Source organism: Catenulispora acidiphila DSM 44928, assembly GCF_000024025.1.
GTDB lineage: Bacteria > Actinomycetota > Actinomycetes > Streptomycetales > Catenulisporaceae > Catenulispora > Catenulispora acidiphila.
On the sequence record NC_013131.1, the window covers coordinates 6073051 to 6087230 of the forward strand.

Consider the following 14180-nt stretch of genomic DNA (forward strand, 5'->3'; position numbering starts at 1 on the left):
AGGGTGCTGGTGGATCTTCGTACGGCGGGGCGGCGTTTGGTTTCCACGCCGTTTCCCTTTGTTCGTGTTGGTTTTACGCCCGGCTCGGGCCGCTGTCAAGGCTCCGACCTTCACCGTCGCAGCCTTCTGATTCTTTGCACGCGGACTCTGGCCGTCCGTGCCGGGCGGGAGTAGCATCCCGGAGTGAATTCGAGGGTTGAATCGATTTAATCTTCAGCTCGACCGCACCACGCTGTGCACTCCCACCACTGTTCGCCGGCTGGCTTCCCCCTGCTCGAAAACGTTTCAGGAGGAGTGGAATCATGAAACACGTCCCGATCGCCCTGCTCGCGTTCGGCGTCGCGATCGGCGGTCTGAGCACCGCCGTCGGCGACCCGGCGCCGGCTCACGCAACCGCGGCACCCCATGCGCGGGCATCGCTTCCGGCCGCCAAGCCCACGGCGACCGTCAACCCCTGCGCCGCGGACAACCTGTCCCCCACCTCGCGAACGGTCTCCCCGGTCTCGGTCTACGCCACCTCCGGCACCGTCGGAAACGCTTCCGCCGTCTTGAGCGGCCAGAACACCCGGCTGACCGGAAACGGCTCGGCCGTGACGCTGGACTTCGGCAAAGAGGTCGGCGGCATTGTGACGCTGCGCTTCGCCGACGCCAGCGATTCCAGCCAAAGCGTCGGGCTGGCGTTCTCCGAGTCCAACCAGTTCGTCGGCAATGCCAGCGACGCCTCCTCCGGCGGCGGCAGCGCGGACGGCGCGATCACCACCGCGCTCCCGTCCGGCGGTGGCAGCTACACCATGCCGAAGGACAAACTCCGAGGCGGATTCAGGTATCTGACGCTCTTCCTGAACTCCGGCGGCTACGCCGATCTGGACGGCGTCTCCCTGGCGTTCAGCGCCGCGCCCAACGCCGCGAATCCAGCGGCGTACCCGGACTACTTCTGCTCCAACGACGCCGTGCTGAACCAGGTCTGGTACGCCGGCGCCTACACCACGCAGCTGGACACCATCGACCCGACCGAGGGACGGGTGTGGCCGCCGCCGTCCTCGGGCTGGGAGAACAACGGCGTGGTCGGCACCGGCACCGAAGTGCTCACCGACGGCGCGAAGCGGGACCGCTCGGTGTGGCCCGGCGACATGGGCGTCTCGACGACCACCGCGTATGTGAGCACCGATGACATGCTCGGCGTCCGCAACTCCTTGACCACCATGTACCAGAACCAGAAGACGACCGGCGAGCTGCCCTACGGCGGTCCCGAGTTCAGCTTCTACGGCTCGGACACGTACCACACCTGGACGCTGGTCGGGACATACATGTACTACCTCTACACCTCCGACAAAGCCTGGCTGGACAGCATATGGAGCAAGTACCAGCTCGGCATGACCTTCATCACCGCCAAGATCGACAGCAGCAACCTGCTGAACGTCACCAACACCAACGACTGGGCCCGAGGCGACCAGACCGGGGAGAACATCGAAGCCAATGCCCTGCTTTACCAGGCGCTGACCACCGGCGCGAAACTCGCCACGGCCGAAGGCAACAGCTCGCTGGCTGCGACCTACGCGAGCAAGGCCGCGAGCCTGAAGACTGCCGTCAACGCCAAGCTGTGGGACGTGTCGGTCGGCGCCTACAAGGACAACCCGGGCAGCACTCTGTATCCGCAGGACGGGAACTCCTTGGCCGTCTGGTACGGGCTGACCAGTGCTTCGCAGGCCACTGCGATCATGGCGCACCTGCGCGGGAACTGGAACAGCCTGGGAGCACAGGCTCCTGAGTTCAACAACAACCTCTCGCCGTTCGCCGGCTCGATGGAGCTCTACGCGCACTTCACGGCCGGCGACGACGTCAACGCGCTCAACCTGATCCGCGACGAGTGGGGCTACATGCTCGCCTCGCCGATCGGCACCGCCAGCACCTTCTGGGAGGGCTACTCCAACAACGGCACACTGACCGCGTATTCGAGCCCGTTCACCAGTCTCGCGCACGGCTGGTCCACCGGCCCGACCGGCGCGCTGACCACCGACGTGCTCGGGATCTCCCCCACCGCGCCGTCCGGCGGCACGTACCAGGTCGTGCCGCACCCCGGCGACCTGACGCACGTCGAGGGCACGCTGACGGTGGCCTCCGGCAAGCAGATCCACGCCGTTTACAACCACGGCTCCGCCGGCGACTTCAGCCTGCAGGTGGACTCCTCGACCAACGCCGGCTCCACCGGCGTGATCGCCGTGCCGACGTGGGGACAGAGCCGCACGGTGACGGTGAACGGGCAGACCGCATGGAATGGGAGCACGTTCCTAGGCGCGTCGGGGATCACGAGCGCGGACACCGACGGTCAGTATGTGTACTTCCGCGGAGTCTCGCCCGGCGTGTACACCGTCGCCTACAGCGCCTCGGCGACCGCGCCACCGATCGCTTACCGCGCACTGCCCGGGGCATGGACCCGGTGCGCCGCCGAGAACGGCAACTGCGCGGTGAGCGGCGCCTCGGTGATCGCCTACGGCACCGGCGGACGCTTCAACTATCTGCAGACCAGCACCGCCAAGACCTGCAGCAACGCCAGCTTCGGCGATCCGGCTCCCAACGTCGCCAAGTGGTGTTACGTACGGACCACGCAGCCGGCTTCGCCCGGCTGGAAGCAATGCGCCACCGAGAACCAGAACTGCGCCTTCAGCGACCTGATGACGGTCGCCTACGGCGCGAACGGCGCCTACAAGTTCGCCACGCTCGGCAGCGGCGGCACCGCCTGCGACGACGCGGTGTTCGGCGATCCGGCACCGAACGCCACCAAGGCCTGCTTCCTGCTCGACCCGCCGCCGACGTTCGCGACGTGGACCTCCTGCGCCGGCGAGAACGGGAACTGCACGTTCTCCGGGACCCACGAGGTGGCCTTCGGGGCGAACGGCCAGTACTTCTTCGGCAGCTTCAGCGGCGGGACGCCGTGCACCGTCGCAGTGTTCGGCGACCCGGTGTTCGGCACGGCGAAGGCGTGCTACGTGGAGTAGCCAGCATGAATCGATTCATCGCCGATCCTCGTGCAACGCTCCAAGATCTTTGCGGTGAACCTTAACACTCTGACATTCACCAGCGATGAGCTGTCATCGCTGGTGAATGGCCTTTTGCGGCGGCCGTCTCGCCGAGGAATCCGCTCCCTGACTCCCCCACCGCCGCCTCACAACCCTTGACGCACCCCACCCCCGGAGCTAACCTCGCGGCAATTTCATTGAAACAATTCACTCGTCGCCCGACGGCAATGCCGAGCCGCTTCAGGAGTGGAGTCTCATGACGAACCCCGACCCGGAAGCCGCCGCTCCGGTCCTCGTACTGGAGGGGGTGAGCAAGTCCTTCGGTGCTGTCCGTGCTCTGCGTTCGGTGTCGCTCTCGCTGTTCGCGGGCGAGGCACACGCGGTGGCCGGTGAGAACGGCGCCGGCAAGTCGACGCTGATCAAGGTGCTGGCCGGCGTGCACCGGCCGGATGAGGGCTCTGTCCTGCTGGACGGGACGCCGGTCGAGTTCGGCGGACCGGCCGCCGCGCGCGACGCGGGCGTCGCTGTCATCTATCAGGAACCGACGCTGTTCCCCGACTTGAGCGTGGCGGAGAACATCTTCATGGGACGGCAGCCCACGCGCTCGTTCGGCCGGGTCGACCACCGTGCCGTTCGTGAGGCGGTCGCGGCGTTATTCGCCAGGCTCGGGGTCGCGATGGATCCCGAGCGTCCCGCACGCGGGCTGTCGATCGCCGACCAGCAGCTGGTGGAGATCGCCAAGGCGCTGTCGTTCGACGCCCGGGTACTGATCATGGACGAGCCGACCGCGGCGCTCACCGGCAGCGAGGTGGCGCGGCTGTTCACGGTGGTGCGGGCTTTGCGCGAGCAGGGCGCTGCGATTCTGTTCATCTCGCACCGGCTCTCGGAGGTATTCGAACTCTGTCAGCGGGTCACGACCCTGCGGGACGGCACGCTCGTCGCCTCCGAACCGCTGGCCGGACTGACTGAGGCCGATCTGGTGCGGCGCATGGTCGGGCGCACGCTCGACGAGCTGTATCCCAAGCAGGAAGCCGAAGTCGGCGAGGTCGCCCTCGATGTCAGCAGGCTGACACGCGAGGGAGTCTTCACCGACGTCTCCTTCCAGGTGCGGACCGGGGAGATCGTGGGCCTGGCCGGGCTGGTCGGCGCCGGACGCAGCGAGGTGGCGCGCGCCGTGTTCGGCATCGACCGCTTCGACGCCGGGCACGTCGCCGTCGGCGGGCGCCGGCTGAAGCCGGGCTCGCCGAGCCTGGCGATGGCTGCGGGACTGGCGCTGGTCCCGGAGGACCGGCGCGCACAGGGCTTGATCATGCAGATGAGCGTCGAGCGCAACATCGGGTTGGCCGATCTGCGCGCGACGACCACCGCCGGGCTCGTCAGCCGGCGCGCCGAGCGGGACCGCGCGGTGGATTGGGCGGCGAAGCTCCAGGTGAAGTACGCGCGCCTGTCGGATCTGGTCGGCACGTTGTCCGGCGGCAACCAGCAGAAACTGGTGCTGGCCAAGTGGTTGGCGACCGGACCGCGGGTGCTGATCGTCGACGAGCCGACGCGCGGGATCGATGTGGGCACCAAAGCCGAGGTGCACCGGCTGCTCTCGCAGCTGGCGGCGGACGGTGTCGCGGTGCTGATGATCTCCTCGGACCTGCCGGAGATCCTCGGTATGGCGGACCGCGTGCTGGTGATGCGCGAGGGGCGGATCAGCGCCGAGATATCCCGCGCGGACGCGACCGAGCAGACCGTGGTGGCGGCGGCCACCGGCGCGGCGGTCGGGGGTGCGCTGTGACGGTCTCGACCACTGCCGCCGCCGAGCAGCCGCTGCTGTCCGCCGGCGCTCCGCGTGCCCTGTTGGACAGGGTGCTGCGCATGCGCGAGTTGGCGATCCTCGTCGTGTTGGCGGTGATGCTCCTCGCCACGCAGATCGACAACACCTCGTTCTTGTCGAAGCAGGGCATCAAGGATCTGCTGCTGAACGCGACGATCCTGGTGCTGGTGGCGGTCGGCGAGGCGGTCGTGGTGATCACCGGCAACGTCGACCTGTCAGTCGGCTCGGTGCTGGGCGTCACGGCCTTCGCCGCCGGAGATCTGTTGCAGCACGGCGGCAATCCGGTGCTGGCCATCGGTCTGGCGGTGGTTCTCGGAGCGGGCTTCGGCGCCGTCAACGGAGTGCTCGTCGGTCTCGGGCAGGTGCCTTCGCTCGTGGTCACTCTCGGCACGCTCTATATCATTCGTGCGCTGGACTCGATCTGGGTCGGTTCACGGGAGGTCACTGCGAGCCGACTTCCCAGCGGATACAAGAGTTTCGGGCACAACGGTCTGTCGGCGATCCCCTATCTGGCGTTGCTGGCGACGGTCGTGCTGATCGCGGTCGGATACTTCCTGCGGAACTACCGCAGCGGTCGGGAGTGCTACGCGCTGGGCTCGCACGCTCAGGCGGCGGCGTTGGCGGGAGTGCCGGTGCGGCGGCGCGTGCTGGCGGCGTTCGTCCTGTGCGGTGCGCTCGCAGGGCTGGCCGGAGCCCTTTATCTGGCCCGTTTCGGCTATGCCGACGCCGGGACCGGCAGCGGTTATGAGTTGACCGTGGTCTCAGCGGTGGTGGTCGGCGGCGTCGGCTTCACCGGCGGTTCGGGCAGCGTCTACGGCGCGGCGCTCGGGGCGTTGCTGCTCACGTCCATCAACAGCGTCCTGCCGGCGATCGGCGTCAGCTCGGTGTGGGTCGAGGCGATCGACGGGGTTCTGCTGCTGCTGGCCATCTCCGTGGACCGGATCGTGGCACTGCGGATCGCCGGGCTGTTGCGCAGCCGGGCCCGACAGGCGAGGACCATCACCAATGACTGACACCACTGCCGCCGGTTCGCGCCGTCCGCCGCTGATCGGCGCTCTGCGCTGGGACACCGTCGTCGGGGCGCTGCTGGTGATCCTGCTCGCCGTCTCCTTCAGCACGGTCAACGGTTTCAGCAACGCCCTGAACATCAGCTTCCTGATCGGCAACACCCTTCCGGTGGCGGCCATCGCGCTGCCGATGACGATGCTGGTCGCCTCCGGCGAGATCGATCTGTCGGTGGGGTCCACGGTCGGTTTGTCGGGGGCGGTGATGGGCGCGTTGTGGAACCACGGCATGAACATCAACGCCATCATCGTGATCTGCGCCGCGTTGGGCATCGTCTGCGGGCTTGTCAATGCTCTGTTGGTGACCAAGCTGGGCCTGCCGTCGCTGGCGGTCACGATCGGCACGCTGGCGCTGTACCGCGGCGTCGCCCAGATCGTGCTCGGTTCGAACTCGGTCACCGACTTCCCGCAGAACTACCTGAACTTCGGGTCCGGACGGCTGGGCGGCTCGTTCCTGCCGACCGCCGTCATCCCGTGGCTGGTCCTGGCCGTGCTGGCGGCCGTGGTCCTGCACGCCACCGGCTTCGGGCGCTCGGTGTTCGCCGTCGGCGCGTCGGCCGAAGCCGCCTGGTTCGCCGGGGTGCGGGTGAAGCGGGTCAAGCTGTCGCTGTTCGTGGCCACCGGGCTGGTCTCCTCGCTGACCGGCGTGTTCTGGGTGCTGCACTACGCCAGCGCCACGTACAGCAACGCCACCGGCTTGGAGCTCTCGGTCGTGGCCGCGGTGCTGCTCGGCGGCGTGGACTTCGACGGCGGCCGCGGGACGCTCGGCGGCGCGATCGCCGGGGTGTTCCTGCTCGGCACGATGCAGAACGTGATGAGCCTGGCCGACGTCTCGGCGCAGTCCCAGACGGTGGTCACCGGCGTCCTGCTGACCGTCTCCGTGCTCGGCCCGCGAGTAGCGCGGCAAGTGTTCGCCCGGCAAGCCCGACTCCAACCACTGAGGGGAAAGTCATGAGCACAGTCTTGAGGCGCGGCGCTCCGCGCTCGCGTCGGCGCCGTCCGCGCGTCGCCGTGGCCCTGGCCGCGAGCGGCCTGCTGGCGCTGAGCCTGAGCGCATGCGGCGGAGCGACCAAGAGCTCCACCGACAAGGCGGCGTCCAGCGCACCGGCAGCGGGACAAAGCGGATCGGCGAACCCGAGCGCGGCGGTCAAGAAGGGGCTGACGGTCGCCTTCCTGCCCAAGCAGGTCAACAACCCCTACTTCAACATCTCCGACGCCGGTGGCAACACCGCGCTGACCGCCCTCGGCGAGAGCTACAAAGAGGTCGGCACGACCAGCGCCACCGACACCGCGGGCCAGGTCTCGTACGTCAATACCCTGACGCAGCAGCACGTCTCGGCGATCGCCGTCTCCGCGCAGGACCCCGGCGCGTTGTGCACGGCGCTGAAGCAAGCGATGAGCGCGGGCATCAAGGTCGTCACCTACGACTCGGACACCGACCCCGGCTGCCGGCAGGCGTTCGTGTCCCAAGCCAGCTCCGAGGCGCTCGGCCGCAGCGAGGTGGACCTGCTCGGCAAGGAGCTGAACTACACCGGCCAGATCGCCATCCTGTCGGCGGCCCAGACCGCGACCAACCAGAACGCCTGGATCGGCTACATGCAGGACGAGCTGAAGAAGCCGCAGTTCGCGAACATGAAGCTGGTGAAGATCGCCTACGGCAACGACGACGCGCAGATGTCCTTCCAGCAGACGCAAGGACTCCTGCAGCAGTACCCGGACCTGAAGGGCATCATCTCCCCCACCACGGTCGGCATCAAAGCCGCCGCACAGTACCTGGACGGCTCGCAGTACAAGGGCAAGGTCCTGCTCACCGGCCTCGGCACACCGAACGACATGCGCTCCTACGTCCAAGACGGCACAGTGAAGGCCTTCGAGCTCTGGGACCCGGGCAAACTCGGCCAGCTCGCGGCCTACGCGGCAGTGGCACTGGCCTCCGGCCAGATCTCCGGCGCCCAAGGCCAAAGCTTCACCGCCGGCCCGATGGGGAACTTCACGCTCGGCGCACAGGGCGTCATCACGCTCGGGGCGCCGACGGTCTTCGACGCGTCGAACATCGGCCAGTTCAACTTCTAGGCGGCGGCGGAGGAGGTGGCGAAGGCGGCCCGCGCGACCTGGACCTCACCGGTCAGGGCGCGGGTCGCTTTTTCGCGGGTCGCGATTCGCCAGTCAAGCGGTTCGCGGTTCGCCAGCCAGGCGGGTCGCGGTTCGCCAGCCAGGCGGGTCGCGGTTCGCAGTTCGCCGTTCGGCGGCCAGGCGGCTCGCGGTCGCCGGCCAGGCGGGTGCGGCTCGCGGCGCGCCAGCCAGGCGGGGCGCGGCGCGCGGTTCGGAGGCCAGGCCGGGCGCGGCTCGCAGTTCGGAGGCCAGGCGGCTCGCGGCTCGCGGCTTGCCAGTCAGGCGGCTCGCGGCTCGCCAGCCGAGCAAGGCGCCGGTCGCCGGCCAGCCTGCTCGCGGTTGCCTGCGGCGCCGGAAGTCAGTCGGCGAGCTGGCCCAGGTCGCGCAGGTGCTGCATGGCGGCTGTCCACCACAGGCCTGCGCCGCCCGCTGCCACCGACGCCGGATCCGGCGTCTGCTGTGCGGCGATGTGCTGCGCGTATTGGTTGCGGGCTTCGGTCAGGCTCAGCCGGCCGTTCGACCCGCCCCAGACCTCGTCGGCGTTGGGGTCGTCCTGGCCGTCGTCCTCCCATCCGCACTCGTCGCAGATCTCCTGGTTGCACCGCGACTCCAGGGTCGCCAGGTGGCAGCAGGGACATGCATACGGGCCGCCGCCCGGAGGACAAGCCGCGCGCGACTCTCGTGGCGTCATCACACCAACAAGCGTGACACACCGTACTGGATCAGGACACTCCGATGCTGTCTGGCCTGCGCGGGATCAAGCCGTCCGAGCGTGCGGCAACCGCCACAGCGTCGCAGCAGCCTGATGCTGGTCGTCGGTCAGCACGCTGCGTGCCTTCTCGGCGGCGAACTCGCGGACAAGACCGTTCAGCAGGTACCGGCCGTGCTGCGGGGACTGGACCAGGTTCAGATCGACCAGCCGCTCCAGAATCTCCTCGGTCTGGCCGACCGGCCGGTTCAGCAGCGATGCCGCGACTGGAAGTCCCAGTTCTGCGCCGCTGCACAATCCCAGCAGGCACACCGCGGTCGCCGACGCGCTCCCGAGTGAGGCGAATCCGGCCTCGAAGCTCGCCCGCACGTCGTGGTCACCGAATCTGAACTCGTCCAGAAGCCCTGCGTCCGGAATCAGGCGGCTCGCGAAATCGGCGATCGTCCAGGTGGGTCGTGCGGCGATGCGTCCGCCGACGGCTCGGAGCGCCAACGGCAGCCCGGCGCAGGCGGTCAGGATCTCCTCGACCGCCTCGGGTTCGGCAGCGATGCGATCGGCGCCGACTATCCGCGTGAGCAGCGTGCGCAACTCGTCCTGTGTCAGGGTGCTGAGCGACACGTGCAGCGCCCCCGCGACGCCGACCTGCCGATCCCGCGTGGTTGCCAGCACCGCGGATCCGGGCGATGCCGGAATGAGCGGCGCCATCTGCTTCGCGTCGCGCACGTCGTCGAGCACGACCAACACGCGGCGCTCTGCCAGGAAGCTGCGATACAGCCCGGCACGCTCCACACACGTCCCTGGCACCTCGTCCGGCGCGATACCGAGCAGCCGCAGAAACACGGCCAGCACAGCGTCCGGCTGAGCCGGATCCGCCGACGTGCCGAGCATGTCCGCGTAGAGCTGCCCGTCCGGGAACCGGTCCGCCAGCCGGTGGGCCGCGTGGATCGCCAGCGCGCTCTTGCCGACGCCGGCCATTCCGTCGATGACGACGGCGAACGCGCCGCCGCACCTGTCCGCGGACGCATCAGCGATGCGGTGCACCGCGTCCTCGCGACCGGTGAAATCGGCGGTGTCCCACGGCAGGGTATGCGGCGTGGGCCAGGCTGCGTATCCGGCGCTCGGCTCGCCCGCCGACTCCTCCGCCGGCTCCTCCCCCGCGACGCCGTCAGCACGGTCGTCCGCGGCATCGGCCAGCGCGGCGTCCATCGCCAGAATCCGCTGATGCAGTGCACGTAGCTCAGGGCTCGGCTCCATCCCCAAGTCCCGAACCAGCACCGTGCGCAGCAACCGGTACACCTGCAAGGCCTCCGGCCGCCGGTCAGCCGCCGCCAGCGCCGACATCAGCAGCGCGTAGGCGGGCTCCCGGTGCGGATGATCGGCCGCCAGGCGCCGCAGCGCCGCCGCCGCGTCGGCCGCCCGCCCCAGCGAGATGTCGGCCCGCGCGCGCAGCTCGATCGCCTCGACCCGCATCTCGGCCCAGGCGGCGGCCTCCTCCAGGTGCAGCAGTTCCGAGGGCACGTCGGCCAGCGGTTCGCCGCGCCACAGCGCGAGGGCCTCGGCGGCGAAGCGTGCCGCGGCGCGCCAGTCCCCGGCGTCCGCGGCCGCCTGGCCGGCCTGGTAGCGCGCCACGAAGATCTTCGTGTCCAGCTCGGTGGCCGGATCCAGCAGGATGCGGTAGCCCGGCGCCACGGTCTCCAGCCGGCCGGCCTCCGAGCCCAGACAGCGCCGCAGGCGCATGACATGGCTGCGCAGCGTCGTGACCGCTCCGTCGGGCGGATCGGCGCCCCAGACCGCGTCCACCAGACCGTCCACGCTGACCACCCGGTTGGCCTGGCACAGCAGTGCGGCCAGCAATGCCCTGGTCCGGGCGGACGGCAGCGGAACCGCCTCGCCGTCCAGCCTGATGTCCACCGGGCCCAGCAGCCCGAACCAAACGGTAGAGCCCACCCCCGTCGCCCCTTCCCCAAACCCTTGTTCAACAGGTATTCAACACCAAACCGCGAAACTAGCGCGGTCATATGTCGACGCGACTGCTTGACGCTCGCTGTTCGCGACACTCGGGGGAGGTGAGAGCGACGAAGACGGTCCTGGTGCGCGCGTGCCGCGCCACCGCATCGGATACCCGCCGATCACCGGCGCGCGCCGGCTGCCGCATCCTCGTCCGCCGCTCGCTCACCCGCGTCCGGCGCCTGCCGTCGGCAGCAGCATGACGGGGACGGCGACGGGGTGTGTCAGCCTGCTGACCCCGCGCGCGGCGCCGGTCTCGTCGGCCTCGTACCGGTGCTGGAGGTACGGACACCACGGTTCTCCTGTATCCGGCAACGGTTTCGCCCTCTACCGCGTCGGCGGGTGGGCCCAGGACTGAATCCTCACCCCTCTCGTCCAACGCAGTTCACTTCACTCGGGGAGTTGTCTCACCACCATGTCCACCACCGCAAAGAAGCGTTCGAAGATACTGGCCGCCGGGTCGATACCGATGGCCACGGCCGTCATCGCCGCCGTCGGGATGTCCTCGGCCCAGGCCCAGAGCAACGACACGAACAACAACGGCCACACCGACTCCCTGGGGCGGGTCGCCGTCGCCGGGACGCAGCCGGCCTGGGCCACCCCGGCCACCGAGAAGGCCGCCGTTCCGGCCACCCAGACCATCAGCACCCGGGTCTACCTGGCCGGGCAGAACCAGGCGCAGATGTCGGCGCTGGCCCAGTCGGTCACCGACCCGGCCAGCCCGAACTACCACAAGTACCTGACCCCGGCGCAGGTCCAGTCCGAGTTCGGCTCGACCGCCTCGCAGGTCAAGACGGTCACCGACTGGGCGAAGGGCGCCGGGCTGCAGGTCAAGTCGGTCGGCGAGAGCTGGGTGGACCTGGAGGGTCCGGCCTCGGCGGTCCAGACGGCCTTCGGCACGACCCTGGCCAACTTCACCGCGCCGGACGGCCAGTCGCACTACGCGCCGGCCACCGCGGCCATGGTCCCGGGCAACGTCGCCAGCGCGATCGTCGGCGTCTCCGGGCTCTACGACGCGCCGAAGATCGAGACGCCCGGCGCCGTGACCCAGACCCCGTCGACGACCCCGGCCGCCGGACACCCGACCTCCACGACGTATGACACCTCCTGGTGCTCCACCTCCTGGGGCAGCAAGAGCTACTACAACATCCCGGCGCCGATCTGCGGCTACGACTCCGCGCAGCTGCGCGGCGCCTACGGGGTGGGCAGCTCCGGCCTGACCGGCAAGGGCGCGACCGTGGCGATCATCGACGCCTACGACAGCCCGACGATGGCCGCCGACGCCGCGAAGTACAACAGCCAGTTCGGCCAGCAGCAGTTCCGCGCCGGGCAGTACCGCGAGGTCACGAACACCGCCGCGTACAACAACCAGGCCGCCTGCGACCCCGACAAGTGGGGGCTGGAGCAGAGCCTGGACGTCGAGGCCGTGCACAACATGGCGCCGGACGCCAACGTGGTCTACGTCGGCGCCGCCTCGTGCGAGGACAACGACCTGATGGGGGCCTACGAGTACGTGGTGAACAACCACGCCGCCGACATCGTGTCGGTCTCGCTCGGCGGTCTGATGCACACCACCGGCTGGAACCAGGACGCGGCGACCACCGCCGCCTTCGACCGCATCTTCATGAAGGGCGCCCTGGAGGGCATCGGCTTCAACTTCTCCACCGGCGACTGCGGCGACGACAACCCGGCGAACGCCAACACCGGCTTCAACTGCTCCCCGGACTCCGCCGGCAAGCAGACCGAGTACCCGGCCAGCTCGGCGTGGGTCACCGCGGTCGGCGGCACGGCGCTGAAGGTCGGCACGGGCAACAGCTACCAGGGCGAGGAGCCCTGGGGCGACTACCAGACCCCGAAGGCCAACGTGCCCGGGAACTTCGCCAACGGCAGCTTCACCGGCGGTGCCGGCGGCGGGACGTCCACGGACATCACGCAGCCGTTCTACCAGCGCAGCGCGGTCCCGGCCGCGCTGTCGCAGACCGCCCCGAACGGCGCGCACCTGAAGACCCCGATGCGCACCGTCCCGGACGTGGCGATGGACGCCGACCCGTACACCGGCATGGCGACCTTCCGCACCGCCGGCGGAAAGCCGGACTGGAACCCGATGGGCGGCACCTCGCTGGCCGCCCCGCTGTTCGCCGGCGAGGCCGCGCTGCAGATGCAGGCGCACGGCGGCGTGGCTCCGGGCTTCGAGAACCCGACCATCTACGCCAACGCGAACAAGTTCCGCGACGTGACCGCCAACGGCGGGATGTACACCCTGATCCCCGAGGGCTGGAGCGGCAGCACGCTGACCCAGGCCCAGGAAGAGATCATGGGCGACGACTCCTCGCTCAAGGCCGGTCCCGGCTATGACGAGGCCACGGGCCTGGGCTCGCCGACCCTGGGCTACCTGCAGGCGCCGTACGACGCCAACCGCGTGGGCCGCCTCGCCGGCGGCGACCGCTACCAGACCGGCATCCAGATCTCCCAGCAGCAGTTCCCGGCGGCCGGCACGGCCAACAACGTGGTGCTGGCGATCGGCACCAACTTCCCGGACGCGCTGGCCGGCGCCCCGCTGGCCAAGAAGGTCGGCGGCCCGCTGCTGCTGACCCCGGGCAACACGGTCGACGCCCAGGTGGTCAACGAGATCCACCGGGTCCTCAAGCCCGGCGGCAAGGTCTACGTCCTGGGCGGCACCGCGGCGATCACCCCGGCGGTGGTCAACGGCCTGAAGCTGCCGGCGGCGCAGATCACCCGCATCGGCGGCGTGGACCGCTACGACACCGCGATGCAGATCGCCAAGGCCATGGGCAACCCGAGCCACGTGGTCCTGGCCACCGGCGCGGGCTTCGCCGACGCCCTGGCGGCCGGCCCGTACGCCTCCACGGTGTTCGCCGACAACGGCAACCCGGCGGCGATCCTGCTCACCAACGACAAGGTCATGAACCCGGCCGTGGCGGCGTACGCGCACGGCGCCAAGGCCGTCTCGGCCGTCGGCGCCCAGGCCGTCACCGCGGCGAAGAACGCGCACATCGCCAACCTGACCAGCTTCGCCGGCTTCGACCGCTACGACACCGCCGCGCAGGTCGCCAACACCTTCCACGGCGAGCACATCGCCGGCGTGGCGACCGGCCTGAACTTCGCCGACGCCCTCACCGGCGCCGCGCAGCTCGGCGAGGCCGGCGGTCCCCTGGTCCTGACCAACGTCACCAACCTCCCCGCCTTCTCCGCCAACGCCCTCCACGGCATCGGCGCCTCCCTCGGCGGCGCGGGCCTGGTCGAGATCTTCGGCGGCCCGGTGGCCATCAACCAGGCCACCGAGTACGCCATCGCGGCCGCGGCCAACGCGATCGCGGAGGGGTGATCGACGGGGTTTCGATCGAGGTCTGATCTCCTCGACCTGAGTCCGCGTCCCGCCCTTTTGGGCGGGGCGCGGGCTTTTTGGCACTCGGCCACCCAGCCCTGGC

At 69.6% G+C, this 14180-nt stretch carries 8 protein-coding genes; 6 read left to right on the forward strand and 2 right to left on the reverse strand.

The genetic code is table 11. The features are described from left to right. Positions 1 to 302 precede the first annotated feature (302 nt). From CACI_RS26090 to rhaS, 5 genes are all read left to right on the forward strand, one after another. The gene (locus CACI_RS26090; protein ID WP_015793862.1) at positions 303 to 2996 is read left to right on the forward strand and encodes an alpha-L-rhamnosidase-related protein; all 2694 of its coding nucleotides are present in this window, start codon (positions 303 to 305) and stop codon (positions 2994 to 2996) included. Positions 2997 to 3273: 277 nt separating this feature from the next. Beyond that, a complete protein-coding gene (locus CACI_RS26095; protein ID WP_015793863.1) occupies positions 3274 to 4800 on the forward strand; it encodes a sugar ABC transporter ATP-binding protein in 1527 nt (508 codons plus the stop codon). Continuing rightward, positions 4797 to 5852: an ABC transporter permease gene (locus tag CACI_RS26100; RefSeq protein WP_015793864.1), complete on the forward strand. Its 1056-nt coding sequence runs from the start codon at positions 4797 to 4799 to the stop codon at positions 5850 to 5852. The genes CACI_RS26095 and CACI_RS26100 overlap by 4 nt, the downstream gene beginning before the upstream one ends. Next, a complete protein-coding gene (locus CACI_RS26105) occupies positions 5845 to 6858 on the forward strand; it encodes an ABC transporter permease (protein ID WP_015793865.1) in 1014 nt (337 codons plus the stop codon). The genes CACI_RS26100 and CACI_RS26105 overlap by 8 nt, the downstream gene beginning before the upstream one ends. Further along, on the forward strand, positions 6855 to 7976 hold the full coding sequence (gene rhaS, locus CACI_RS26110) for a rhamnose ABC transporter substrate-binding protein (RefSeq protein WP_015793866.1): 1122 nt from the start codon (positions 6855 to 6857) through the stop codon (positions 7974 to 7976). Before CACI_RS26105 ends, rhaS begins: the two co-directional genes overlap by 4 nt. 397 nt (positions 7977 to 8373) lie before the next feature. Here the strand turns inward: rhaS and CACI_RS26115 are convergent, their stop codons facing one another. Continuing rightward, the gene (locus CACI_RS26115; RefSeq protein WP_015793867.1) at positions 8374 to 8706 is read right to left on the reverse strand and encodes a CPCC family cysteine-rich protein; all 333 of its coding nucleotides are present in this window, start codon (positions 8704 to 8706) and stop codon (positions 8374 to 8376) included. A 66-nt stretch (positions 8707 to 8772) separates the two neighbouring features. Further along, on the reverse strand, positions 8773 to 10671 hold the full coding sequence (locus tag CACI_RS26120) for an AfsR/SARP family transcriptional regulator (RefSeq protein WP_015793868.1): 1899 nt from the start codon (positions 10669 to 10671) through the stop codon (positions 8773 to 8775). Between the two features lie 475 nt (positions 10672 to 11146). On the opposite strand from CACI_RS26120, the gene CACI_RS26125 reads away from it, so the two are divergent. Then, positions 11147 to 14077, forward strand: coding sequence for a cell wall-binding repeat-containing protein (locus CACI_RS26125; protein ID WP_015793869.1), 2931 nt, complete (start codon positions 11147 to 11149; stop codon positions 14075 to 14077). Positions 14078 to 14180: the final 103 nt, after the last annotated feature.

Excerpts from the sequence above, each read along its gene's own strand:
- CACI_RS26090 (WP_015793862.1), top strand. The coding sequence starts at position 303 with ATGAAACACGTCCCGATCGCCCTGCTCGCGTTCGGCGTCGCGATCGGC.
- CACI_RS26095 (WP_015793863.1), top strand. The coding sequence starts at position 3,274 with ATGACGAACCCCGACCCGGAAGCCGCCGCTCCGGTCCTCGTACTGGAG.
- CACI_RS26105 (WP_015793865.1), top strand. The coding sequence starts at position 5,845 with ATGACTGACACCACTGCCGCCGGTTCGCGCCGTCCGCCGCTGATCGGC.
- CACI_RS26115 (WP_015793867.1), bottom strand. The coding sequence starts at position 8,706 with ATGACGCCACGAGAGTCGCGCGCGGCTTGTCCTCCGGGCGGCGGCCCG.
- CACI_RS26125 (WP_015793869.1), top strand. The coding sequence starts at position 11,147 with ATGTCCACCACCGCAAAGAAGCGTTCGAAGATACTGGCCGCCGGGTCG.
- rhaS (WP_015793866.1), top strand. The coding sequence starts at position 6,855 with ATGAGCACAGTCTTGAGGCGCGGCGCTCCGCGCTCGCGTCGGCGCCGT.